The following is a 25272-nucleotide window of genomic DNA, read 5'->3' as shown; positions in this document are numbered from 1 at the left end:
TCTGCGGCATGGCCAGCGCACTGGCCGCCTCCATCAGCAGGCCATCACGCCAAACCAGCAAAGAGTCAGAGAGACTGTGATGTAAACGCGGCGGAGACTGGGGAATCGGTCACGCTGAGAATGGTCAGGAAGCGCGAGAGATAGGACAGCCAGCGGGGCTTCACACCTGACACCATCACCCTGGGCGCAATGAGGACAGGAGTCAAGCAATATAAATTGTGTGGAAACTTAGACTTGATCGGACAAATTCTGTCGGAAGCGACCGGAAAGCCCTGACCCATAGCAGAAATTTGATTGAGGTGCATTGGACTATACCCCCTGACGTTGTCCGTCCGTCTCGCGTCATGGCGGAGCGGAGTATGAGTAATACAGGCCGGAATAGTTCAACGATTCTGCATGCTGCGATGGCAAGATGGATGGTAGAAGGGTGACTGTCGCCGGCACCGTGTTTTCTGCTCCTTCCCCTTAATAGCGCTTGACTCTCATGCCCAATGCGCCCAGGGTGAAACTATGACGTATTGAGCCACGCCGACCGTCCCATCCTCGCGCGTCACTTTCTCTCCCTCCCTTGTTTGCGCGACCGATTCCCTGGTCTCCGCCGCTTTTGCGCCGAATGTTCCTCGAAATACCTGTGTGGACATCCTTTGTCCAAGCGCCATCGTCGCTTAGGGTGGCAGAGGTGCCTCCGCACGGGAGTTGAGCTGAGGTCTATCGACCACATCAGTCAATGCAGAAAAGGAGCAACGCCATGATAACGATCACACCGACGGCAGAAGGAAAGATCCGAGAACTGATGCAGGAAGAGAAAGACACGGTCGGCCTGCGCGTCTACGTGAAGGGCGGTGGGTGCCATGGCTATCAGTACGGCATGGCCTTCGAGTCCGTCATGAGCGAAGACGACACCGTCATCGAGAAAGGCGACGTCAAGGTCATCATGGACTCCCAGAGCGCCCCGTTGCTGGCCGGCTGCGAAGTCGATTTTCGAGACACGGTGCAAGGCTCCGGCTTTGAGATCAAGAACCCACAAGCCAAAACGACCTGTGGGTGCGGCAGTTCATTCAGCGCATAACGTCATCACAGGGTGCGCCGGATCGCCGGCCACCCCCGTTCGATAGAAAGGGACTAGCCATGGACAGCACAGCCATCATCGGAACCACGAATAAGAAGGGGCAAGTCATCACCGATCCACGCGTGATGATGAACGACGCGCCTCGCACGCCGTCGTTTTTTACCGGCAGCGAGGTCATTAAGGAGGCCGTCAGGCGCGCGAACGTCGATGTGATGGTGGCCTATCCCATCACACCTCAGAGCGAGGCAGCCGCCCTGTGCGGCGAGCTCTTTGCCGAGGGCTATATCGGCGACTATTTCCGCGGGGAAAGCGAATTTGCGGTCATGTCGCAGTGCGCCGGCGCCGCCTTCGGCGGGGCCCGTGTCTTCACGACGACCGCCGGACCTGGCACCATGCGGGCCATGGAAAACTTTCCGATGTGGGCCGGATCCCGATTGCCGATCCAATGTATCGTCACCTGCCGGGGCATCAATTCCCCCTTGTCGATCCAACCGGACACGATCGAGATCGCCTACCTCATGAATACGGGCATGCTCGTCTGGCATGCGGAAACCGCACAGGATTTTTACGACTGGATTCTCAAGGGCTACATGGTGTCGGAAGAGCCGGACGTGCATTTGCCGTTGGCCCTCTGTTGCGATGGCTTCTTCGTGACCCATACGAAAGACGTCGTCGACTTGACGCCCGTCGACATGTGCCTGCCACCCTATGATCCCTATCGCTCACCCGTCCCCTGCATGGATATGGAATGTCCCCCGGTTCGGATGATGCGCGATCCCTTCGTGATGAAGAGCAACTACATCAGCTACGCCACGCACGCGAGCTGGCAACAGGAAGTCTGGGCTGCCGCGGAACGCTCGCGCAAGCACACCATCGCGTGGTTGGATGGCTTGATCGATGTCGAAGACGGCGATGCCGACATCCTTATCATCTCCTCAGGAACCGCCGTCTCCCAGGGGCGAGAAGCCATCCGCCTGCTGGCCGATGAAGGGATTCGCGTCGGACTGGTAAAAATCAAAACCCTACGACCATGGCCGGAGGAAGAACTTCTCGAGGCGACCAAACATGCCTCACATATCATCGTGCCCGAGTTCAATGTCATCGGATGGATGGCCAAAGAAATCAAAGCCACGATCCCGAACAGCAAGCGAGTCGTCGCCGGACCGCGCGTCTGCGGCGGCATGACCTTGCCACCAGAAGTGATTGTGGAGGAAGTCAAGAAGGCGATCGGCATGAGATCCGGCGTGCTGGCGGGACGCGGCGGATGAACCGGCCACAGGTGCGGAACGGCGGCACAGCAGTTGGTTGCGGGCCCAGATGTACACACTACCGCATTTGCGGACAACAGAAAGAGCGAGGTATCCGATGAGTCTTGATTATGTGAAGTTCACCCCGGGATTCGACACATTCATGCCGAAAGAATATCGGGACATGGTGGAGCACGGGCCATTCGGGAAGAAAACGACCGTGTCGCAGATGGGCAGCTTCAAAGAAATCCTCGAAGAGCATCCCATGTGCGCCGGCTGTGCGATGACCCTGTTCATCCGGCTCGCGATCATCGCCTTCCCAAATCCCGAAGACACGATTACCGTCGGAACGGCAGGCTGCGGCCGGCTGGCGATTTCACAGGCGGCGATTCCGTTCGTCTACGGCAACTATGGGGACCAGAACGGCGTCGCCAGTGGACTATCGCGCGGATTGCGGATTCGTTTCGGCGACAAACATAAGGATGTCGTCGTGATAGCCGGTGACGGCGGCACCGCCGACATCGGATTCCAGCAAGTCCTCCATTCCTGGTTCAGAAAGGAACGGTTCACGACGATCATGCTGGACAATGAAGTGTACGGGAATACGGGCGGACAAGAGAGCGGGATGACGACGAGAGGGGCGGTGCTGAAGATGGCGCCCCTCGGCAAGAAGTTCGAGAAAATGGACATGGTCGCCATGGCGAAGATCGCCGGCTGCGCCTACATCGCCACCGTCGTGCCGAATAATCCGCGTCGGGTGGAAAGCTGCATCAAGAAGGCCGTGCTGATCGCTCGCGAGGTCGGTCCGACCTATATTCAGGCCTATACGTCCTGCAATATCGAGTACGCGATCCCGACCGACCAGGTGATGGCAGACGCCAAGACCGTCGAGGATGACCGGTACAAGTTTGCCGAGTACGTCAGCGAGGACGCCAAGGCCTATCTGGCCGAGCGCTATGGCTACAAGGAGTTCATGCAGAAGCCGGTGGCGGCAGTCACAACAGTGTAATCACATGGGTGGAAGATTCCAGAGGCCCATACGACCGCTCGAATCTTCCACCCGTCAGCTGAAAAGCCCTGTCGACGATCGAACAGGAGGGGAATCATGACGGACATGCAGCCAACTGATATCAACGCGAAGCCCCGCTATGCACTGAGCTACGGCTTGCGGCTGGATCAAGGCACGGCAACCGAGCTCACCCACCCGCATGTGCCCATTTTCCTACCGGATGGCTCGGTCGGCACCATGACCCTGCACGTCATGAACGGCACAGCGGATGAAATCAAGTCGCAGCTACTCGACAGCATCGACGCGTTCTTCGACATTTACACCGACGCGTAAGTCTTCTCAACCATCCGCAACCGAGGCGTCATCATCGCCAAAAGCCTTTTCGACGCCTTAGGGGGAGGCCATCGCTCATGCAAACACTCGATATCCATCGCCCAGAGATGCCAAATCTACAGTTCGTCCTGTTCGTGGCGGCACTCTGCACGTCTCATCTCACCGCAATCAATATTCCCTATCCCCTCCGTGCCACGATTTTCAACCGGTGCTGGACGCTCATTCATGAAAGCCCTCCTCCCGGCAGACCGGAGGAACGGGTCCTGGACCTCAGACCCTGGACTGAGCTCACCGTCGAGGCGATGGTAGAGACCATACGCGTGGCGCTCATGGAGGCAGGGATTCAAATCTTAGCCTGGGAACATGCTCCCAGCGAACCGACACACACCAGCACCCCAGCAGCCAAACCCCTGATCGAACGAATCGCGCAACTGTATCCTCAGCGGCCCGAGGGAACCGACAGCGGTCCTGTAGCCGACCCTCTCCCGCGCTGATAGCCTGCGACTTGCCCAATCTCTCGCGTCGTCTCGCAACTCGACTGCATGGGGCAACATGGTGGGTACATCGTTGGAGCGGCTTCAGTGCGGCTGCCGCGCGAAGCTTTCACCAGACGGCCACGTGAAGGGATGTAGTTTCGAGGTGTATATGCTTGCGACAGGACGTCGGTTGATCCGCTGTTACCACGCGTAGGCTTCCGGTGCGGCGCCGCCCGGGCCGGGGAAAATGTCGTCCAGCTGCTTCAGGGTTTCCTGATTAAGGACAAGATCGAGCGCCCGCATCGCCCCCTCCAGCTGTTCCATGGTGCGTGGCCCAATAATCGGCGCCGTGACGGCCTTGTGGTGTAACAACCAGGCCAGCGCGACATCCGCCGGTCGTTCGCCGATTCGTCCGCACAACGCCTCATACGCCTCCAGCCTCGGACGAGCGTCGTCCACCTGCTTTTTCAACTCCGCGTCCGCTCGACGCCCCACGCTGGCCGATTTCAGAGCCCCGGCCAAGAGCCCACGTCCCAACGGACTCCAGGGGATCAGCCCGATGCCGTAGGCCTCGCAGGCGGGGATGACTTCCAGTTCGATCGTACGCGCATTGAGATGATAGAGGCTCTGCTCCGATATAAGCCCCAAGAACTTTCGGCTGCGCGCGGTTTCTTGAGCCTGAGCCAAGTGCCACCCGGCGAAATTGCTGCTGCCCACGTAGACGACTTTCCCCTCTCTGACCAACTGCTCCATCGCTTGCCAGATTTCTTCCCACGGTGTTTCCCGATCGACATGGTGCATTTGATACACATCGATCCGGTCTGTCTGCAACCGTCGAAGACTGTCCTCGCACGCTCGCTTGATATGGACGGCCGAGAGCCGCGACTGATTCGGCCCGTCCCCCATGCGACCGTACACCTTCGTAGCCAGCACCACCTTATCCCGACGGCCTCCGCCTTGCGCGAACCAACGGCCGATGATCTGCTCTGTCCAGCCCTCACCGAGCTTCCAGCCGTACACATTCGCCGTATCAAAAAAATTGATGCCGAGCTCCACGGCTCGATCCATCAGAGCGAAGCTATCCTGTTCGCTTGTCTGCGGGCCGAAGTTCATCGTCCCGAGACAGAGCCGACTGACTTTCACTCCTGACCGGCCAAGATGTCTGTATTCCATATGGGGTCTTCTTCAGGAAACTGAAGTTATTCTGGTCTTGCCACTGTCAGCGATGCTGTCGGTATCAAGCGAGTTTCCGCAATCTCTAACCGGGGATCTAATACCCCCGCCCCGTGCTCCCACCACGCCCCATCCGATCGAGCGGGAGAGCCTCGTACCGTTGCTTGAGGTCCGGATGCTCGCCGAGATAGCGCTTGACCGCCGCGTCATCCGCAAACACGTCAGAGCTGCGTGCGCGATATTCGTCGAGGGTCAGATCGTGTTTCGCCAGGAGCGCCGTGAGCTTGGCATTGATATCCGCACCCATTTTTTGCATGTGTTCTTGTGAGGGGCGCTGTCCTTCACCATAGCCCGCACCACCTTTGAAGTAGTTCGTCATCATCTCCCCGATCTCGATTCGGGCATTGACGAACTTTTCCACTTCAGCCGGCTCTGCGGCACACGCCATTCCCGCGAATAACAACAGGCCCAACAAGATAGTGATGGCCCGGCACCCAAGATTCATGGTCTAGATTCCTTCCCTCGTAAGTTACCCGTAACACATCCTCCGACGATGCGTCCCCTCCGGATCTTACAATGACTCGGACTCTGACTGGTAGAGAACGACGCATCAGCCTTCATCGTCGCTGTTGCTCTGCGCGGACGGAATACCGTAGCGTTTGCACTTTTCCCAAAGAGCCTTTCGGGACAATCCCAAGATCTTCGATGCGGTCGTGCGACTTCCCTCGACACGCTCCAACACGGAGACGATATAGTCTTTCTCAAAGCCTTCCCGCGCAGCAGCCAGCGAGGTCAGGGTCGTATCTTTCTTCTTTTTCCCTCCGGTCAAACCTTCACTGCAGAAACCGCAGGATTCCTGTGGAACGCCCCCCAGATAGGGGCAGGATTGAAATCCGCACAGATCGGCCGGTTGGACCGCGTCCCGATCCCGCCCGAGCGCCACCGCCCGCTCGACCATGTTTTCCAACTCCCGCACGTTCCCCGGATACGAATAGCGGAGCAACAATTCACGCGCGTGTTGAGAAAATCCCCTCAGCTGTTTGTTCAGTTTACACGCACATCGGTCCAGCACATGTTCGGCGATGACCATGATGTCTTCTTGGCGTTGTCGAAGCGGCGGAACAACGATCGGGACGACGTTGAGCCGGTAGAAGAGGTCTTCGCGGAACCGGCCCTGCGCCACCTCTTTGCGCAAGTCTTTCTGTGTGGCGCAGACGAGTCGAACATCCGTTTCGATCGGCTCATTGCTCCCGACCCGCTCGAAGGTACGCTCCTGCAGGACGCGCAAGAGTTTCACCTGCACGACGGGCGAAATTTCGCCGATTTCATCGAGGAACAACGTCCCTCGATGCGCCATTTCGAATCGCCCCAGGCGCTGGCGCAAGGCACCCGTAAACGCGCCTTTCTCGTGGCCGAAGAGTTCCGCTTCCAGCAGCAGCTCCGGCAACGCGGCGCAACTGACTTTGATCAACGGATATCCTTTCCGCGGGCTATTCTGATGCAGCGCGTTGGCGACAAGTTCCTTGCCTGTTCCGCTCTCTCCGACGATCAGAACGGTGGAATCGGTCTCAGCCACGAGCTTGATCTTGTCCAGCACGGCGCGCATCTGACTGTTCGCCCCCAAAATGCCGTTGAAGCAGAACTTATCTTCGAGCTGGTGTTTGAGATCCTGATTCTCCCGCCGGAGCGCGATCATGCCGCTGACTCGCTCGATGATCAGCAGCAACTCATCCATCTGGAATGGCTTCGTAATATAATCGAACGCCCCCAGTTTCATGGCTTCAACAGCCGTTTCGACCGATCCATGTGCCGTAATCATCAGCACCTCGGTCTGGGACTCCTTGCTTTTGGCCGCCTGAAGCACGGTCAGTCCATCGATACCCGGCAACCGAAGGTCGGTGATCACCACATCATAGGTCTTCGCTCGAATCGCTTCGATCCCTTCCGTGCCGGTCGCCGCCGCCTGCACCTCGCAACCGACGGCCTCCAATGCATCCATCATGGAAAGACGCATCAAGGGCTCATCGTCCACCAACAGAACCGTCAACCCTTTCATGCTTCCTTCTCCGCAAAAGAACGTTCTCGTGAGACGGGCAGGCACAGGGTGAACGTCGTTCCTTTTCCGACTTCACTCTCGACCAAAATTTTTCCGCCATGACGTTCCACGATGCCCAGGTTGACCGAGAGACCCAGTCCCGTTCCCTCCCCTTCCCCTTTGGTCGTGAAGAAGGGATCAAAGACCCGTGGGAGGACTGATGCGGGGATGCCGGACCCCGTATCCGTCACGTCGACCCGGCAGATACCCTCCGCCACGGAAGTCCTGATCGTCAGCACGCCGCCGTTTTTCATGGCCTGCACGGCGTTCAAGATCAAATTCATCAAGACTTGTTCGATCATATGCCGATCGACCATCACAGGAGGCACGTCATAGGTCGGGAATGTTTCCAAACGAATCCGATTGGGCATAAAGAGATGGGTGGTCAGCCCCAACACCTGGTCGACGATGCGATTGATATCGGCCGGACTGAATGCCGGTTCGTGCTGCTGTGAAAAATCGAGCAATTGCCGAACGATCTTCTGAACACGTCGGACGCCATGTTCCATCGAGGCCCAATATTCCTCTTGACGCGCCGGCGAGGGGGTCCCCTTTCGAAGGTTGTAGAGACAATTGAGAATCCCTCCGAGAGGATTGTTGATTTCATGCGCCACGCCCGCCGCCAGTTGACCGATGGAGGCCAGTTTTTCCGCATGACGAATCTGGCGCTCCAGCTTCTTGGTCTCCGTCATATCGCGCGCGATGCCGAGCACCCCAAGGATCTCCCCGTCGGCCCCTTGAAGGGGAGAAACACTGACCATGACGGCGCGCACTTCACCCGACCGAGTCACGACTTCAACCTCGTACACCTGCTTCGCGCCGATATCCAACGTGTTCTTGAGTCGCCGTCCCCGATGGCGCCGTGACAGAAGCGAGAGGTAGGGCCGGCCGATCAAATCATCTTTGCGATATCCCCAGGCATTGATCTTGCTGTTGACATAGGTGAACTGCTGATCCAGATCGAGCGTATAAATGACGTCGTTGGCATTCTCGAGCAAATTTTCCAAGTACTGCTTGGTCTCTTCGATTTCTCTCGTGCGCTCTTTGACTTTCAACTCGAGATCTTCTCGGTATGAGTGCAGTTGGCGCTCGAGCTTTTTCCGATCGGTAATATCACGAAGCTGCACCATGACCAGCAATTGCTCGGTCCCGCTCACTCGAATCAAGTCCATTTCCACCGGGATCTCATGGCGATCGGCATGGTACACGGTCATTTCCTGAGTGGCGACCTGCCGTTGTTCCGTGCTGACATCACGCAACCAGCCGGTGAAGGCTCGGTGGTGGGCGTCCGGCACGATATCGAGAACGTTCTTCCCCACGATCTCCGATTCGGCATAGCCCAGTACTTGTTGTTCCCGTTCATTGACGGCCACGACGAACCCCGTCGCGCTCACCATGAACACAGAGTCAGCCACGAAATCGAACAACGCCTTGTAGCGGGCTTGCGATATCGTCAGCTGCTGCGTCCGCTCCGACACCACCTGCTCCAATCCAACGGTGTACCGCTGAATCTCCTGCTCCAACCGACGCTGTGCCGTCACATCTCGGACGAAGGCGCGCGAGTGAATCAGTCCGCCTCGCTCTTGATCGAACAGGGCCGTCCCATGAACCTCCACATCCATCAACCGGCCGTCTTTGGCCACCAGCACGGTTTCCATCGAGCTTTGCCCGTGCGACACGAGCCGTTCCAGAAAGTGCAATACGTGCGATTCCTGCCCGCCATGGACACAATCCCAGAGTTTCATGCCCAACATCTCGTCGGGGGTATACCCCAGTTTGTCGAGGCCGGTCTTATTGACGTGAACAAGCCGACCTCCCCGATCGAGTTGACAGATCATTTCCGGAGCATGTTCGATCAGATCCCGATATTTCTCCTCCACCCGCCGCACATCCGCCATTCGCTGTTCAATCTGCCCGAATGAACGTTGCAGATTGCTCGCCATCTGATTGAAGGCCTGAGCCAGCCCTTCGATTTCGTCCCCCGTCGCGATCTCCAACCGCTGCTCCAATCGCCCACTCCCGATCTGTTGCACGCCGTCATGCAATACCTGAATCGGCCGGGCGATTCGGCGGGCTACGATCATGCCGATTCCTGAAAGCACGACCAGCACGATCATGCCGAATAACAAGACTTTGGCCATCAACTCACCCAGCGGGGCAAAGATTTCCGATGGATCTTGGCGCGCCACCGTAATCCAGCGTTTCCCGCCGATACTGCCCGCCGCGAGCTGATCGGCAAACCGCACCGGCGCAAATCCGATCAGCGCGCCCTTATTTCCGTGCGAATCGTCGGCGGCCTCCGCCCATCCTGGTTTCAACGCCCCCAGCGTGCCGACCAATTCGGCATCGATCGAGTGGGCTTCGGGCGCAAGGACAGGGCAAATCACGACGGTCCCGTCCGAGGCGAACAGCATGGCATGGCCCGTCATGCCGAACGAACCCTCGGCGATGGACTGAAATAACGTGTCACGCCGAAGCAGAATCGTCACGGTTCCGATCACGGTCCGACGTTGATCGTCCAGGATCGGCGCGGCCACGACGACGACGTGGGTTCCGAATGCCGGATCGAAGGCAATTTCGCTCACGTAAGGCTGGTGACTGCCGCCTTGTACCACAGCCTGCCACCAAGCGGTCTTGGCATAGGAATACTCCACTTGGGGAATCGAACTGACGACCAGGGCTCCCTGTGCGTCGGTGACTAAAATGCCGACATAGTCCGACTTTCGAATCTCATGCCATCGAATCAAGTAGTTGGTCACGATCCGGTTGACGAAGAGGGGAAATTCGCTTCGCTTGTCGCGCTGCCTCCACCGTTGTTGCCAATCCTTGATGATTTCCGAAATGCGCTGAGCGTCTTTGCCCTCGTACGTTCGGTTGGCTTCCGAGACGGCAGTGCGCAGGAAGGGGGCGGTCGCAAGTTGTTGGGCTTCGTTTATGCCTCGAGTGACCTGCATTTCGATCCGACGGGCGGCTTCGACAGCCACTTCCTTGAAATTCGCCCCCGTCGACTCCCGCAAGGCGCGTCGCTCTTCGATATAGATGAGGGCGAGCAGAAGGGTCAGCGGCAGGAGACCGACCATCACAATCGCTGCGATGATCTTCTGCTGGAGACTAGAAGACCGGCTCCAGAGTGCCATAAGGATGCTCTGCCAAGAATGCGGATCCTGTGAAGGGTGAAGCCCGCGTCGACAAGTCTGCGAGGCGAGCGTATCTCGTCTTTTCGATCATGAGTTCCAAGTTTCCAGTCGTACGGAAACCAAAACTTGAAACCTCAAACATGAAACTCGAAACAGTTGGCCGTCGCGCTTCACGAGCGACGCCGTTCTATCCCATCATTCGCTCAGCTGCGTTTCAAGAGGCGACCCGACGCTCCCGGCCACAAGAGCAGTAGTGGGCTGGCCACGAAGATCGAGGAATAGGTGCCGAAAATCACGCCCCAGAGCAGGGCCAGTGAGAAATCGTGCAGAACTTCTCCACCGGCCGCGGCCAGGGGAATGAGGACAATGACGACCGTCAAACTGGTGACGATCGTGCGGCTCAACACCTGATTGACGGCGGTGTTGATCGTCCCTTCTTCGCTTTCCCGACGGCGCGACTTGAGATTCTCTCTGATCCGATCGAACACCACCACCGTGTCGGTCAAGGAATAGCCGGCCAACGTCAAGAGCGCGGTGACGATCAGCAGGGTAATTTCCTTGTCGAGGATATAGAAGGCCCCGACCACGGCCAAGACGTCGTGAAATGTCGCCAATGCGGCGGCTACGCCGAACCGAAGCTCAAATCGGGCCGCAATGTACAAGATAATGCCCACAAATGAGACGACGATCGCGACGAGCGCATCTTCTTGAAGCTTCTTCCCGATAGTCGGCCCGATCTCGGTGGTGGAGTCGATGACGAACTTGTTGGCGGGAAAATCTTTGGCGAAGATTCCCACCACACGTTCCGCGACCTTCTCTTCGATCGTCGTGGACGCCTTCACCCGAATGAGGAGCTTGTTATCTTGTCCGAACTCCTGCAGCTCCACATTGCTCATGCCGTTGGCCTCCAACGCCTTGCGGGCCTCATCAATCCGGACCGGCTGCTCGAACTTGAGCTGGACGGCCGTTCCCCCGGCAAAGTCGATGCCGAGATTGGCGGCGCCGCGCGCAATCTGGACCAGGGCGATGAGCCCGAGCAAAACCATCACGCCGGAAAAGAGAAACGCGAACGTGCGCTTGCCCATGAAGTCAATGTTGGTCTTCCCAAGAATCTCTAACATGCGCACTCCCTTGTGATAACCCTGAGCCTCTTCCTGAAGAGTCATCGCTGATGGCTTCATGGTCAGATGCTCAACGCCTCGACTTTTCGTCGATGATACAACAGATCAAAAATGACTTTTGTCCCGACCAATGCCGTGAAGAGGTTGATGGCGATCCCCAGGCACAGCGTCACGGCAAAGCCCTTGATAGGCCCGGTCCCAAAGAGAAACAGGGCGACTCCGGTGATCAGCGTCGTCACGTGCGAATCGATAATCGTCAACAGCGCTTTGTCGTAACCCGCATCGATGGCGGATCGTGGCGCCTTTCCGCCACGCAGCTCTTCGCGAATCCGCTCAAAGATCAAGACATTCGAGTCGACGCCCATTCCGATCGTCAGCACAATGCCGGCGATTCCCGGCAGGGTCAACGTGGCGGTCACGGCGGACAGCGCGCCCATCAGACACACCAAATTCAGCACTAAGGCAAAATCCGCGATCAGTCCGGACAGACGGTAATAGACGATCATGAAGATCACCACCATCGCCCCGGCGATGAGCGTCGCCCTGATCCCCTTATCAATAGAATCTTGACCGAGAGACGGGCCGACCGTCAGATCCTGCACGATCTTCAACGGCGCCGGGAGCGCGCCGGCCCGTAGAACAATCGCCAAATCATTGGCTTCCTGCGTGGTGAACGTCCCCGTAATCTGCGCGCGCCCCCCTGAAATACGTTCCTGAATGACCGGCGCCGAGTAGATGGTGTTATCGAGGACCACGGCCATGCGTTTCTTGACGTTCTCCCCCGTAATCCGCTCGAATTCCTGCCCTCCCTTGGAGTCGAACGTGATGGACACATACGAATCGTTGAATTGACCGATGGCGACACGGGCATCACTCAGCACATCACCGGTCAACATGACCCGCTTCTTGACGACATAGGGCATGCGAAACTCGACACCCGTGTCCTTGTCGACCATTCGCTCGAATAAAATCTGGTCGCTCTCCGGGAGTTTTCCGGCAAACTGCTGGACCACCTCGGCTTCTTTGTCTTTCGTCACGCGCGCAGGCAGGTCAAGGTGGATGTCTTCGTCCAACATTTTGAATTCGAGCAGCGCCGTCTCCTTGATCAGATCCTTGGCGCGTTTCGGATCCTTGACACCAGGCAGCTGCACGACGATTTGCTTCAACCCTTGGCGCTGAACGATCGGCTCCGCGACGCCGAACTGATCGATGCGGTTCCGGATGGTTTCCAACGCCTGGTTGATGGCGGAATCCTTGATGCGCTTGGTTTCCGGCTCACGAAGCTCCCACACCATGCCGTTCGCCGACCCCGCCGATTCCTTCTCGACGAAAATCGGAAAATTATCGATCAGTTTCTGGGCGGAGGCCTTCGTCTCGGCATTCTGCAGCTGGACCGCGATCTGATCATGCCCGGTTCGCTTGACCGAGTCGACCGCGAGCTTCTTCTCGGTCAAGAGATCCTGCAGCGCGGTGACGGAACGATCGACCGCGATCTCCACGGCACGGTCCTCGTCCACCTCCAGGACCATATGGATGCCGCCCTGCAAATCCAGCCCCAACGTAATTCCCTTGTTGGGGAGAACTCCCTTCACCCAGCCAGGCAAGGCTTGATACACCGGCTGATAGGACGGGAGAAAGGCCACCACCGATACCAAGATGACCAGGGTTAATAACCAGAGCCGCCCACTTACCTTTTTCATGTCGTCCGTGACCCCTTATCCCGTTTGAACTATGCGTCCTTGTCCTTATCTTTATCCTTATCTTTATCCTTGTCTTTGTCCTTATCTTCCTCTTCGCCGCGCACGCGCGCAACATTCTCGCGCTGCATTTTGACCTTGGTATTATCGGCGATCTGCAACGTCACCGTTTCTTTCCCGATGTTGGTGATGGTGCCCCAGATTCCTGACGTCGTGATCACTTTGTCGCCCTTCTTCAAGGCATCCAACAGGGCCTGCTGCTGCTTTTGCTTCTTCTGTTGAGGCCGGATCAGAAGAAAATAAAAAATGACAAAGATCAAGAGGAAGGGGAGCAACGATAATATCCCGCTCGCCCCTCCACTGGCGGATGCGCCGCCGCTCGTCCCCTCAGCCCAGGCAATCGATTCCATCAACATCGAGCTCATCCCCTTCTTCTATATATGACCGTTCCCATGCAAATCTCCACACGGTTCTTCACACGCCGCTAGACCGGCCATCACCGCCTGGCGGTTGGAGTTCCGATAAAATGTTTCCCGAAATTCGGGAAAGGTTCCCTCTGTCAACGCCTCTCGTATTCGGCGCATCAATTCAGAGAAATACCATAAGTTATGAATCGTGTTGAGCCGCGCTCCCAGCATTTCCTTGACCATAAACAAGTGGTGCAAATAAGCCCGTGAGTATCGCCGGCATACCGGACACGCGCAATCAGGATCGATCGGTCGTTCGTCCTCGGCATACCGTGCTTGTTTGATGACGACCCGACCGGCGGAGGTAAAGAGAGAGCCTGTTCTGCCATGGCGCGAGGGGACGACGCAATCGAAAAGATCGACACCCCGAGCCACCCCTTCAAGCAGATCTTCCGGATGTCCGACCCCCATAAGATACCGGGGCTTGTTTTCCGGCAACTCAGGAACCGTCACATCGAGCATCGCATACATGTCGGATTTACCTTCTCCGACCGACAACCCGCCGATGGCGTAGCCCTCGAACCCCAATCGCACAAGCTCCCTTGCCGAGGCTACGCGCAAGTCCGGTTCCAATCCACCCTGAACAATGCCGAACAAGGCCTGGTCCGTTCGTCGCCTGCTGGCCTGACAGCGCTCAGCCCACAGCTTCGTTCGGCGCACACCATCCTGGATGGTCTCTCGATCGGCAGGCAAGGCCACACACTGATCGAGCGCCATGATGATATCGGCGCCCAACGCCTCTTCGATTTCCATCGCCTTTTCCGGCGTCAGGAAATGCGTCGACCCATCGATGTGCGATTGAAACGTGACGCCCTCGTCGGTGATCTCGCACAACTTGGCTAAACTGAAAATCTGAAATCCCCCGCTGTCGGTGAGGATCGCTCCCGGCCAGCCGGTGAAGGCATGAAGCCCCCCCATGTCGGCCACGATCTTGTGACCAGGACGCAGGTACAGGTGATATGCATTGTTGAGGATGAGTCCAAATCCGAGGCGTTGCAGGTCCTCCGGTTCGAGCCCCTTGACAGGGCCCAACGAGCCGACCGGCATGAACGCCGGCGTTCGAACCTCTGCATGACCGGTCGTGAGCAGACCGATGCGGCCCTTGGAGTGCTGATCGGATTGTTGAACGTGGTACTGCATCATCTTCTGCGGGGTCTGACCCGTTACATGTGCTCCGGAGCGGAGATACCGAGCACATTGAGCCCATTTCGAAGAACCTGTTGGACCGCGCTCATCAAAACCAGTCGCGCGGCAGTCCGGTTGGGCATGAGCGCTTCAGCAGGGACTGACTCCTTGTTCTCGTGATCCGGCTCCGGAGGCAACACCCGATGTTTGTTATAAAACGTATGGAGAAGCGCCGCCAACTGTTGAAGGTAATAGGTCACACGGTGCGGTTCAAAAGCCAGCGCGCTCGCCTGAACGACCTCAGGGTACGAGGACAGTTTCTTCATCAACCCCAATTCATCGGGATCCGCCAACACCGTCAGGTCCGTCCCCTCCGCAGATGGACGGGCAATCCCTCTGGCGGACGCGACACGCCACAGGCTGCAGATTCTCGCGTGGGCATATTGAACGTAGTACACCGGATTGTCGGCGGACCGTTGCTTTGCCAACTCCAGATCGAACTCCAAATGCGTGTTGGAGTCGCGCATGAGAAAATAGAACTTCGCGGCGTCCGCTCCGACCTCATCGAGGACTTCCCGCATCGTGATGAATTCCCCGGTCCGCTTGGACATCTTCACTTCGACTCCGTCCCGCAATAACTTCACCAACTGGACCAGCACGACATGGAGACGATCTTTGGGATGCCCATAGGCCTGCATGACGGCTTGCATGCGCGGGATATACCCATGGTGGTCGGCACCGAAGACATCGACCAGCAGATCGTAGCCACGCCTCAGCTTGTCGTGATGGTAGGCGATATCGGAAGCCAAGTACGTATACTCACCGTCCTGTTTCTTGACGACACGGTCTTTTTCGTCGCCATACATGGACGCCCGAAACCACCATGCCCCGTCCTGTTGGAACAGGAGATCGCGGGTTTTCAATTCCTCCAGAGCCACCTCGATAGCTTTGGACTCTAGAAGCGACGTTTCGCTGAACCAGGATTGGATCTCGATCCCAAAAGACATAAGATCGGCACGGATAAGTCCCAGCAGTTTCTGATAGGCAAAGGATCGGCAGCGAGTCTCAAGATCGGCGGGAGTCAGTTCGCCAGCTATGGGATCGAGTTGCTCCTTGAGCTGCCGCGCCACAGAGGTGATATACGACCCATGATAGCCATCCTCGGGAAACTCAACCGTGTGGCCTGACAACTCTTGGTAGCGCGCATATACGGACGCGCCCAATAATTTCATCTGTCGGCCTGCGTCGTTGATATAGTACTCGCCCACGGCATCGTATCCGATCGCATCGAGTAGCCGGACGACTGCCTGCCCGACCGCCGCCCCCCTGCCATGGCCGACATGCAACGGCCCGGTCGGATTCGCGCTCACATATTCAACCAACACGCGACGGCCGGCTCCGACCGCTGTCCGGCCATAATGAGCCCCGTGCGACTCGATTTCACGAAGCACCTCCTGCCAGAGAGCCGGTTTAACCGTCAAATTCAAGAAACCGGGACGAACGATTTCGACACGCTCAAACAGCTGCTCTCGCTGAGGAATATTTTCTACAATGATCTGGGCTATATCATGAGGCGCCTTGTGCTCAGAGGAGGCTAATGACATAGCGACCGTGGAAGCAAGGTCGCCCCACTCCGGCCGTTTGGGGGCATCAAGACTCAGCGTGGGCCAAGCCGTCGTCTTCAACTGCCCCTTTTCCCTCGCGCCGTTGAGGGCGCCAAGGAGGGCCGTTGTCACCCTCTCTTGCACAAATCCTTGAGACACAATAATTCCTCTAAGTCATTACCAAAAAAAGGAAATTAGCTCGCTAATCTATCACATGGGATCAGAAAGAGACAAGGCGGTTCACGTGGAATAACGAGGGTTTGCGCGACACACTCTCCGTATCGCAAGTCCCGATACTATTAGAATCTTTTCGATCGGCACTTGAAGGCAGGGCTTCTCCTCACACATTTTAACGGTAGTCCAGGATTCACAGATACAGGGAGAACCTCGAAGGGTCGTCACATGATGACCATGAGGTGCCCAGCGATCGTGGTCCGTGGGACCAAATAAGGCGATTGTCGGCACACCCAATAGAGCAGACAAGTGAGTCACACCCGAATCATGACCGATATATAAGGCGACCTGTGGAAATACTCCTGCCAACTGAGACAGATCAAGATCTCTGAGCACAAGGGGTGGCCTGCTGAGAAAGTGCAGAGTATGGGCTACGGCATCCTGATCAGCCGGACCCTCCAAGATGAGGGGATATATCCCCGTCTCCCACAACCGTTCAATCAGCGAGGCCATCCTTCTGGGCTCAAGTCGCTTATGAACGCTTCCACTCCCTGGGTGCACAAGGACCAACGATTGCTCGAAGGGAATCCTCAGGGCGTCAAGATAGCCCTTCCCTCGTTCCAAAAGATGCGGGGGAACCTCTATCGTTCTTTCCGACACAAGGTCTCCCTCCGCCTCACCCACCGTTTCAAGAAAACGGTCACTCTGGTGCCTTGCACGTAATCCCGTGGAGAATGGCGACTGAATCTGAACCCTCGCCACACCAAACTCCTGGAAGAAAGAACCAAGCATATCTTCTTTATCTTCCATCCAGGCCACAGCGAAATCACAACGGCTCACGCAGGAATACAGTTCCCTGGAGATCGCTACGGTCCCTGAAAACAGCCTTAGGCATACTTGCCCTTCCAATGGAAGGCTATCGCTAATCACCCCACACTCCAAGAGGAGCCGACTCACGGCAGTAGAAGCTATGAGCACAATTTCATGCTGGGGGAACTTCACACTCAGATTCTTTATCGCCGGGACAGCCAGTAGAACATCCCCAAGTGCACCGGGATGGATGATAAGGACGGTCCGCTTCAACCTGTCATCCTTACACACTACGACCCAGGCCGCGTATCAGCATCACACACTGATCGAGCCTGTTCTAAATCGGGCGGCGTATTGATGTTGAACAGGGAATGCCCATCCTGGTCGATTTGTCTGATCTCCGCTTCAGGCACCAGCCATACGCGAAGGGCAGGGTGCTCAACCATACTGTGAATCTTCCGATTATGGAGGGTCATCATTTCTTCGATAACCGGAAGGCAGTTTCGGCTGTAGACCGCATGGGTCGGCTGGAGACGAGTCGCCCACCGGCTGATGACAATATCAGCCGGATCTTTCAGTTGAACCATATGCCGTATGACATCCGAATTGAGAAACGGCATGTCACAGGCCGCAAGGAAGATATGCTGAGTCTTGGCCAGTCGAAGCCCCGTATACAAACCACCAAGGCTTCCATAGTCCGGTATAAGATCACGGACCACCGACACGTCCGCTTGCAGAGACGGACTATCTTGAGCGATGACGACGCATACCTGAGAAAACAGTTCACGGAGAACCGCACAGCTCCGGTCAAAGAGAGTCTGCTGGCCGACAAGGACGAATCGCTTGTCTTCTCCCATCCTCTTACTTTTTCCGCCAGCCAACAGGACACCCGTCACATCGGTGATCATAAGCACCTACCCAGTTTAAAAAAAAGAGGGGGTAGGTTTCCCCACCCCCTCTATCTTCCTACTGCGCTGAAGCGCGTCGTATGAGGACTACAGTGTCTTTCCCTTTTTCCTGTTTGCGCGACGGGTCAGAATCCAACCCTCCAGCAGTACGACACCGACAGCGATAACAACCGGATAGATGTATGTTTCCTGAGGAACAGGCGGGTTCATGAATGTGTAGAAAAACGCGGAGACAGCCATCTTTCGGCCTGCATCTCCATTGTGCCCATCCCATGCAAAGAAGACAGTGGGAATATATTGACCCACTTCAAAAAACGTATCCTCGTCGTAATCCTGGTCTTTCTTATTTCCTACGGGTCGCTGAATCATGACATACCAACGACCATTCTTCCATTCGCTCTTTAAGAGCTTCATGGCCTCTTCGTAGTTATCCCGTTCTTCGAAATCCTTATCCCATCCCGTGCCTTTGAACGCACGGAGGGAACCGTCTGCTTCCCACTTGACGATATCAACGGGGAATTGCTCATTCGTCCCGAATAAATAGCGCGGCTTGATCGGAGCCGGTAACTCTTTCCACTTCACCGCTGTCTCAATGGCAATTGCATCGTTGTAGACCGTGTAATTATTTTGCTTCGCGGCGATCGACCCCTCCTCGCCGGTCTTGGGGTCCTGCTCTTTAACATCGATATTCACCTGAGTGGGAGCCCACGGAAGCTTGCCTTCAGCTATACTTTTCGTTCGGTCATCCCATTCCAAAAGATAGACAATGTACTTATCATTGTAGAGCGATCGAACCCAGATATCGTCGATTCGATTCACAAAGTTTCTTGGCTTATGGGTGATCTGCCCACCCATTGCCACATACCGTTTTGAAGCCTTTTGCCAGGCTTCATGTTCGATGTCAGCCGGAATTTCCCCCTCAACGAGGTCAGAGGGGACGACAAAGTTGATTTTCGGCTTATCCGTTAATGGATCAATGGGCAGTGGATTCCCCAGCGTATCTCGTTCACACAGCGAACTGACAAAGTTGGCGATATCCCACCGTTCATCGACGCTCGTGTTATCTGCGAACGAAGGCATTGGAGTGCCGTTCACACCCGTCGAAAAAGTTCTAAAGATGTTGCTGACGTTATAGGGGTCCTGCCGGCTACCGCGGAAGTTCCAGCACTTGTGCCAATTGGCCGGCTGGATTGAGAAACCCCAGTCATCCTTTAGATTAAAGGCGTTTCCATCGCCACGCCCTTCCATCCCATGACATTCGACACACTTTTTCTCTACGATCAATTCACCGCCCCGCTTCTTACTCTCGTCAGTTGCGGGTTTAGGTTTAAGATCCGCCAGCTGTAAAATCGTCTGCGTCTCGGACTGCTTGTCGGTAAATTTTCGATCCTTGACCAGTTGAGTAGTAACAAAAGAGAGGACTTGTTGGCGCTGTTCTTCACTCAGGATACCTTCCCACGGAGGCATCGCAGAACCGGGGAGCCCATGCGTTACCGTTTCGAAGAGATCGTTTTGTCCAGGGATGGGCTTCTTGGCATCGAAGAGCGGGAGCTCGCCGCTTGCAGTATGGCGAATTTTAAACGTCCCTTGATTGAAGTTCCGAGGGCGTGGCCATAGACGATCGGCTCCCGGCCCATCACCGGCGCCATCCACTCCATGACACCACACGCACTTGGTAAAATAGACTCGTTTCCCTGCTTCAATCATTTCTGCCGACGGCTCAGGCGCGAGATCGCCCTTTTTAAAGCCTTCGGGAAGCCCTTGAGCTGAAACAGACGAATACCCCGCGCTAAGCACTAAAACCACTCCGAAGGCAGCAGCCGCGATGATCCCGGCCTTCTGAGTCATACTGTCCATCATGTTTGGCCTCATAATCTTCATTATGTCTGGTTTGGCATTCTAAGAAATAGGGCGACTAATCCCACGTTCGTGGATAGTAGCCGGTGTGCCAATATTCAAACAAAACGACTTTCCAAATTTCATCCACCGTCAGGTGTTGCTCCCAGGGGGGCATGACTGATGCCCAGGGGAACCCTTCGTTAGGTAGCCCAATTCCGCCCTTCGCAACCCGCCAGAAGATAAAGGTTTCTTGTAGCTGGGCAATTGTGCCTGGATCGGTAAAATTGGCCGGGATTGGATTAAAGGCAAAGGCGTGGAGCCCTCGACCATTCAAATTATCGCCATGGCAGAAATGACAGTTCTGAAAGAATATCTCACCACCCTCTCGCACGTACTTGAGGTAGCCCTGATTTTTATCGTCCCAGGGGTTGGCATTGGGCTTCATCAACCGCCCCATACCCTGCTCAACGATATTGGCGTTCGTGAACTCCTGATCGTATTTCCCTTCAGGATTCACGCGATAAGGATTCTGCGAAGTCTGCAAGGTATAGGTTTTACCATGGACTTTTGTACTTGCCGGTGGTGCCGGATGAACCGTTCGTAACTCGATCGGCTCTTCGGATTTCGGCATCATGGCGTTAAAGGAAAATCCACCGATGAGGATCGGCAGGAGCACGAGATAAAGATACCGTAGGAGCCTATTCCCACCCGTCTTCGCATCAAGCACGTTCATGATGGGCTGTTTGAATTTCTGCCAATCTTCTTCATTGGCAGAAACCCACATGAACACTGCGACGAGCGACACAGTGCCATACATTGCGCGGACGCTGAAGGGAATCGGTGGATAGACACGGTATTTCAGATAAAGCAGGACGAATACCCAAAACCCGATTCCCTGCCAAAAACGAGGAAATGGCGCACCTATAGCGCTCATCATGTAGCTCAGTCCTGCAAATCCGGCGACGAAGCAGGCAATCTCAAAAAGCATTTGCATAGGCATATAGCCTTCGACCAAGCGTACGGTTGTTGACGGAACAATGTCGAAAATCATCCCTCCCAGAAGGAGAAGCCCCGCTACTCCAATCAAGGCACCGAGTGACATCAATGCTTTCATCGGCAAACTCCCTTTACTCTCCGTATGACAGGCAACGGGTCGATTAAATTTTAGGCGGCGGCGCTCCCGTTTTCACCTGCGACAAATAATCGACAATCTTTTTTAACGCACCAGCACTTAGCTTTTGTCCAAAGACTTTGGGCATGGTGTTATCAGGGAACGGCTTCACCACAAAAGCACTGGGGTCCACGATAGACTCCATAATGTATTCAGTGGGTGATTTGGCTGTTCCCTTGTAGGTCGGATCCTTGATACGCTGCGCTGCCGTTGTTCCCTCTTCCAACTTCGGTCCAATAGTTCCCACAGCTCCCGGGATCCCGGGGATCGTATGACAGGAAATACATTGACCCTTAGCGAAAATTTGATCCACCGGCTCCGATCCATCAGCCATTAGAGATGTGGCCCCCGCAGGCTTTTCGTCAGCCTGCTTGGGACGATCAGCTTCCGGGATAAACTTCTCGTACGACTTCACGATCTCTTCGAACGAGGGAGCGTCTATTCCCTCGCGTAGATACATCCAAGTATCCACAGCTGCAAGCTCTGGAAGGCTAAGCGAGATGGGTGGCTTATGAATCGCCGGCATCGGGCTCTGCTTGTCATTCGTTCCCTTCACCCCATACCCACTCACGACATAGCAACTAGGACAAGCGTGCGATTCCGCAATGTACTCTTGCGCATTTTCTGCTGTCCCTGAACCTGGAAAGGCTTCCTTGACTTCATATTCACGCTTGGATGGATTACCCTTAGAATACTTAGGGTCCCCCAATCGCTCATTCCCTCGTCCTGGAAGTCCTGCGAGGTTTGGTGCTCGTTCGCCCAGCATGCCGGCATGAAACGCATGACAGAGGGGACATTGCCCCTTACCGATCGCACCTTGCTCCTTATTTTTTCCGACGCCTCCAAAGATAATCTTCTCACCTTCATCAGCCAGTTGCTGCGGGGTCATCGAATCCCAGGTCTTCTTTTCCTCTACAGGCGGGAAGCCACCTTCGACTTGCGGAAGCCAGTTTCCATAGCCAGACAGAAACGCGGCGACAAAGAACATCATCCCACCTATCTTCAGCAGCGCGCTAAGATTGGTGAAGTACAGTGCCATCATAAACGTGGTTACAGTGATCATCACCAGAGACACCGGCAAAAGCCGATTTTCCCCGTAGAAATTATTTGCATAGTTCGCGATGGCCACAAACAGCAAAAACGTCGCAACAATACCGATGAATGTTTTGAAAACCGCGCGCTTCTTTGCTGCAGGGTCGCTGATAGATACCTGAAAATAAACTAATAGCCCGACCAGGATAGCCAACGCCATCCAGCCCATGGAGAGTGCCTCTGCAATTAAATTACTCAAGGTCTTGACCTCCTACAGCTACAACGTGTGGACTGAGCCTCCACCATTGAGCCGACCAACAATAACCAACGTCAATTAATGACTGACAGCCGGTTGCGGGACGCTACCAGGGACTCCCGCTTTGGATTCCACTGGTACCTTCTTCGCAGTCAAGCTGCCAAGCCAGAAAACAAACAGAATCGTGATCCAGAAAAACAATACGTTGAATGAAATCATGTTGGCCGCAAATCCAACCGTATGCGTGTAGGCCCAGGGTGAATTATCGCGCATGATTTCGTTCACATGCCAGAATAGACGGACCGAGGAGCGAATATAGCCCATCAAACCCATCATCCAGGTAAATGCAGTTGCCAACATAATGAGCGCATACTGAGAGCGGGCTGAAATCTTTCCCCACTCAATCGGTCCTAATTGTTTGGCCCCCTTCATCATGACGCTATTGAGGGCAAACATGAAGAATAGGCATGATAAGGTTGTCGCGACCTGAGGAACAGACAAACCGACGCGGACGTTTGCCGGAATGTAATACCCATATACGGCAAGGAAAATAATATTAAAGTAGGCGCAGGCGAAAAATACACCCATAAATATATTACCGAACTTCGCCCACGATACGGTTGAGACTTTATTCCCCCTCATGTACCAAACGAAACTCAACACGGTGGTCGTAATAATGACGTTGATCCCACCGTTTTTCGCTGACATGACTCCGTAGTTACCCAAGACCGGGTGCTGCTGACCTCCCATGGCCTTCAGTTCAGCCGGTGACATGACCATCGTGTGGGGGGTGATAAAAACCAGGAAGCCGCAAGCGAGCAGAAATACAAGATACTTGATGTATCGTTGATACTTTTCAGCGCCGCGCATGCGACCCATCGCCTGCCAGAGATAATAGTTGGTGCTTAAGAAAAGAATGCCGATCATCGTGGCCTGGATGATAAACAGCCAAGCAAGGAGTCCACCCATCAGCGTGATCCCCATCTGCTGACGATAGGCATACACTTCCCGCATGAGCCAATATCCTGCAAATGGCAGCGGGATCAAGAATGCCACACCGAGCGCCATAGCGATGTAGCCCATCCAATCGTAATGAGCGCGATCTTCTTCTGTTTTTGCCGCCAAAAACTTGTAGGCGGCGTAGGCGGCAACAACGCCACCTCCGAAGGCCATATTGCCAAGGATTCGATGCAGGTTGAGAGGGTTCCATAAAGCAGTGTGGATCACGTGCCAGATGTTTCCCAGGTATCTACCCTGCTCATCAACGCCGGCCGGTGACATCATGAAACCGATCCAGGAATTTGCGAGGAACATGAGCAGCGTCCCAATGATGTTTAGGATCACCGACATGCTCAAATGAATCCATTTTAAGAACCCCTCTCTCATCTTGTCCCAGCCGTAATAGTAGATGTAGAGAGTCCCGCTCTCAGCCACAAACATCAATGCGTAGATGTGCATGACAGGACGGAAAATACCTGACAGATAGGAGAAAAATGCCGGGTACAAGGTTAGAAAGGTAAAGATCAGAATACCGCCGAGAATAGCGGTGAGAGAGTAGGCCGTCAGGCTGATCTTAATAAAGTCATAGGCCAACTGATCGTAACGCTTGGCGAGCGCCTTATCCTTCGTCACGACACCCATGAACTCAATAATCATGCAGAAGATCGGCACAGCCAACACGAAGCTGCCGTAATAAAGATGCTGCTGGTTGGCAAACCAGAGTAATACACGGCTTTCGAAGTTGTATCGCGGATAGTCCCTGGGACCATCCACCGTTTTAGGGGCGGGAGCACCCACGACAATGCCTTCGGTCTTGTAATAGACATCTCGACCCTTTTCAACTTTGTCGCCATCCTTCTTGGCCGCATCGCCGGCAGGAGCATCTTCACCGATTGCCAGTGAAGGCAGAGCTACGACGATCGGAAGCAGAAGGAGGCCCACCATCATGCAGAGCGCCATAATGGATAAGACGCGCTTGCCGGCTAAAAGGCCCATGGATTACCTCCTTGATACACTCACGTTAAAATTTACAAATGACTTGATAATGTCAGACCACTTTTTGCGGGCCTAATTCCGGAAGAGGTACCAGAAATCCAGCCCCTGCATATCCATAAGGTAGTGATCGACAAAGACAAAGTAGCCAACCGTGATAATAAGAGAGACAATTACCGCGACAACAGGATTATTCAGCGCACTCATTTTTTCTTTCTCCTCTGCCGACCAAGTCCAGCCGTTGATGAAACTGTGCTGACAAGCCCCTGAACCACGAAGGCCTTCACTCAACAGGGGCACTGGATACCGGCAAACCAGTAGAAAAACCATAGTCCAACAGCACAGGTGATGTAGAAAATCATCTTCCCGATTTTTACTTTAATTTCGCTGTCAGGGGTCGCCGTTGCCATTGTTACCGTACTCCCGATTAAGATAGTTTTTGATGGAAAATCAGAATTGGCGCATTACTTGACAGGCACAAGACCCTGTGTTATCAAAATTTCGTCGCTCGCGTACAAAAAAACAGGAGAAACCGTG

At 55.2% G+C, this 25272-nt stretch carries 22 protein-coding genes; 5 read left to right on the top strand and 17 right to left on the bottom strand.

What is annotated here, in order from left to right:
* Positions 1 to 482 precede the first annotated feature (482 nt).
* A complete protein-coding gene (locus COMA2_RS20390) occupies positions 483 to 641 on the bottom strand; it encodes a hypothetical protein (protein ID WP_175304734.1) in 159 nt (52 codons plus the stop codon).
* Positions 642 to 727: 86 nt separating this feature from the next.
* On the opposite strand from COMA2_RS20390, the gene erpA reads away from it, so the two are divergent.
* The 5 genes from erpA (at position 728) to COMA2_RS19040 (ending at position 4152) form a co-directional block, all read left to right on the top strand.
* The gene (gene erpA / locus COMA2_RS19060) at positions 728 to 1069 is read left to right on the top strand and encodes an iron-sulfur cluster insertion protein ErpA (RefSeq protein WP_090902293.1); all 342 of its coding nucleotides are present in this window, start codon (positions 728 to 730) and stop codon (positions 1067 to 1069) included.
* A gap of 59 nt (positions 1070 to 1128) precedes the next feature.
* Positions 1129 to 2337, top strand: coding sequence for a transketolase C-terminal domain-containing protein (locus COMA2_RS19055; RefSeq protein ID WP_090902290.1), 1209 nt, complete (start codon positions 1129 to 1131; stop codon positions 2335 to 2337).
* A 97-nt stretch (positions 2338 to 2434) separates the two neighbouring features.
* Positions 2435 to 3325: a thiamine pyrophosphate-dependent enzyme gene (locus tag COMA2_RS19050; RefSeq protein WP_090902287.1), complete on the top strand. Its 891-nt coding sequence runs from the start codon at positions 2435 to 2437 to the stop codon at positions 3323 to 3325.
* 96 nt (positions 3326 to 3421) lie between these two features.
* Complete coding sequence (locus COMA2_RS19045) at positions 3422 to 3658, top strand: hypothetical protein (protein WP_090902285.1); 237 nt, start codon at positions 3422 to 3424, stop codon at positions 3656 to 3658.
* A gap of 77 nt (positions 3659 to 3735) precedes the next feature.
* A complete protein-coding gene (locus COMA2_RS19040; RefSeq protein ID WP_090902283.1) occupies positions 3736 to 4152 on the top strand; it encodes a hypothetical protein in 417 nt (138 codons plus the stop codon).
* 183 nt (positions 4153 to 4335) lie between these two features.
* Here COMA2_RS19040 and COMA2_RS19035 read toward each other — a convergent pair whose 3' ends face one another.
* The 16 genes from COMA2_RS19035 to COMA2_RS19930 form a co-directional block, all read right to left on the bottom strand.
* Positions 4336 to 5307: an aldo/keto reductase gene (locus COMA2_RS19035; RefSeq protein WP_090902280.1), complete on the bottom strand. Its 972-nt coding sequence runs from the start codon at positions 5305 to 5307 to the stop codon at positions 4336 to 4338.
* A gap of 97 nt (positions 5308 to 5404) precedes the next feature.
* Positions 5405 to 5812, bottom strand: a complete 408-nt coding sequence (locus tag COMA2_RS19030; RefSeq protein WP_090902277.1) for a hypothetical protein — start codon at positions 5810 to 5812, stop codon at positions 5405 to 5407.
* Positions 5813 to 5917: 105 nt separating this feature from the next.
* Positions 5918 to 7363, bottom strand: coding sequence for a sigma-54-dependent transcriptional regulator (locus tag COMA2_RS19025; protein WP_090902274.1), 1446 nt, complete (start codon positions 7361 to 7363; stop codon positions 5918 to 5920).
* Positions 7360 to 10539, bottom strand: coding sequence for a PAS domain S-box protein (locus COMA2_RS19020; protein WP_090902271.1), 3180 nt, complete (start codon positions 10537 to 10539; stop codon positions 7360 to 7362). Before COMA2_RS19020 ends, COMA2_RS19025 begins: the two co-directional genes overlap by 4 nt.
* Positions 10540 to 10742: 203 nt before the next feature.
* The gene (gene secF, locus COMA2_RS19015) at positions 10743 to 11660 is read right to left on the bottom strand and encodes a protein translocase subunit SecF (RefSeq protein WP_090902619.1); all 918 of its coding nucleotides are present in this window, start codon (positions 11658 to 11660) and stop codon (positions 10743 to 10745) included.
* 62 nt (positions 11661 to 11722) lie between these two features.
* Positions 11723 to 13360: a protein translocase subunit SecD gene (gene secD / locus COMA2_RS19010; protein ID WP_090902268.1), complete on the bottom strand. Its 1638-nt coding sequence runs from the start codon at positions 13358 to 13360 to the stop codon at positions 11723 to 11725.
* Positions 13361 to 13389: 29 nt separating this feature from the next.
* On the bottom strand, positions 13390 to 13782 hold the full coding sequence (gene yajC, locus COMA2_RS19005) for a preprotein translocase subunit YajC (protein ID WP_245631113.1): 393 nt from the start codon (positions 13780 to 13782) through the stop codon (positions 13390 to 13392).
* Positions 13783 to 13791: 9 nt separating this feature from the next.
* Positions 13792 to 14967 carry a tRNA guanosine(34) transglycosylase Tgt gene (tgt, locus tag COMA2_RS19000; RefSeq protein WP_217490835.1) on the bottom strand — a complete coding sequence of 392 codons (1176 nt, stop codon included), beginning with the start codon at positions 14965 to 14967 and terminating at the stop codon, positions 13792 to 13794.
* A gap of 20 nt (positions 14968 to 14987) precedes the next feature.
* A complete protein-coding gene (argS, locus tag COMA2_RS18995) occupies positions 14988 to 16712 on the bottom strand; it encodes an arginine--tRNA ligase (protein ID WP_090902265.1) in 1725 nt (574 codons plus the stop codon).
* 81 nt (positions 16713 to 16793) lie between these two features.
* Entirely contained in the window at positions 16794 to 17519 is a 726-nt protein-coding gene (locus COMA2_RS21450) for a glycosyltransferase family 9 protein (RefSeq protein WP_407919024.1), read from the bottom strand.
* 308 nt (positions 17520 to 17827) lie between these two features.
* Positions 17828 to 18445: a molybdenum cofactor guanylyltransferase gene (mobA, locus tag COMA2_RS18985; protein ID WP_139077515.1), complete on the bottom strand. Its 618-nt coding sequence runs from the start codon at positions 18443 to 18445 to the stop codon at positions 17828 to 17830.
* An 87-nt stretch (positions 18446 to 18532) separates the two neighbouring features.
* The gene (locus tag COMA2_RS18980; protein ID WP_090902257.1) at positions 18533 to 20305 is read right to left on the bottom strand and encodes a c-type cytochrome; all 1773 of its coding nucleotides are present in this window, start codon (positions 20303 to 20305) and stop codon (positions 18533 to 18535) included.
* Positions 20306 to 20360: 55 nt separating this feature from the next.
* The gene (locus COMA2_RS18975; RefSeq protein ID WP_090902254.1) at positions 20361 to 21398 is read right to left on the bottom strand and encodes a c-type cytochrome; all 1038 of its coding nucleotides are present in this window, start codon (positions 21396 to 21398) and stop codon (positions 20361 to 20363) included.
* Between the two features lie 43 nt (positions 21399 to 21441).
* Entirely contained in the window at positions 21442 to 22746 is a 1305-nt protein-coding gene (locus COMA2_RS18970; protein ID WP_090902251.1) for a c-type cytochrome, read from the bottom strand.
* A gap of 75 nt (positions 22747 to 22821) precedes the next feature.
* Positions 22822 to 24738 (bottom strand): cytochrome ubiquinol oxidase subunit I, encoded by a 1917-nt coding sequence (locus COMA2_RS18965; protein WP_090902249.1) that lies wholly within the window; start codon positions 24736 to 24738, stop codon positions 22822 to 22824.
* Positions 24739 to 24810: 72 nt separating this feature from the next.
* A complete protein-coding gene (locus tag COMA2_RS19930) occupies positions 24811 to 25065 on the bottom strand; it encodes a hypothetical protein (RefSeq protein WP_139077513.1) in 255 nt (84 codons plus the stop codon).
* Positions 25066 to 25272 lie beyond the last annotated feature (207 nt).

Source organism: Candidatus Nitrospira nitrificans, from assembly GCF_001458775.1.
Classification (GTDB): domain Bacteria; phylum Nitrospirota; class Nitrospiria; order Nitrospirales; family Nitrospiraceae; genus Nitrospira_D; species Nitrospira_D nitrificans.
The sequence above is the reverse complement of the archived record's forward strand: the minus strand, read 5'-3'. Positions and strand labels throughout refer to the sequence as shown.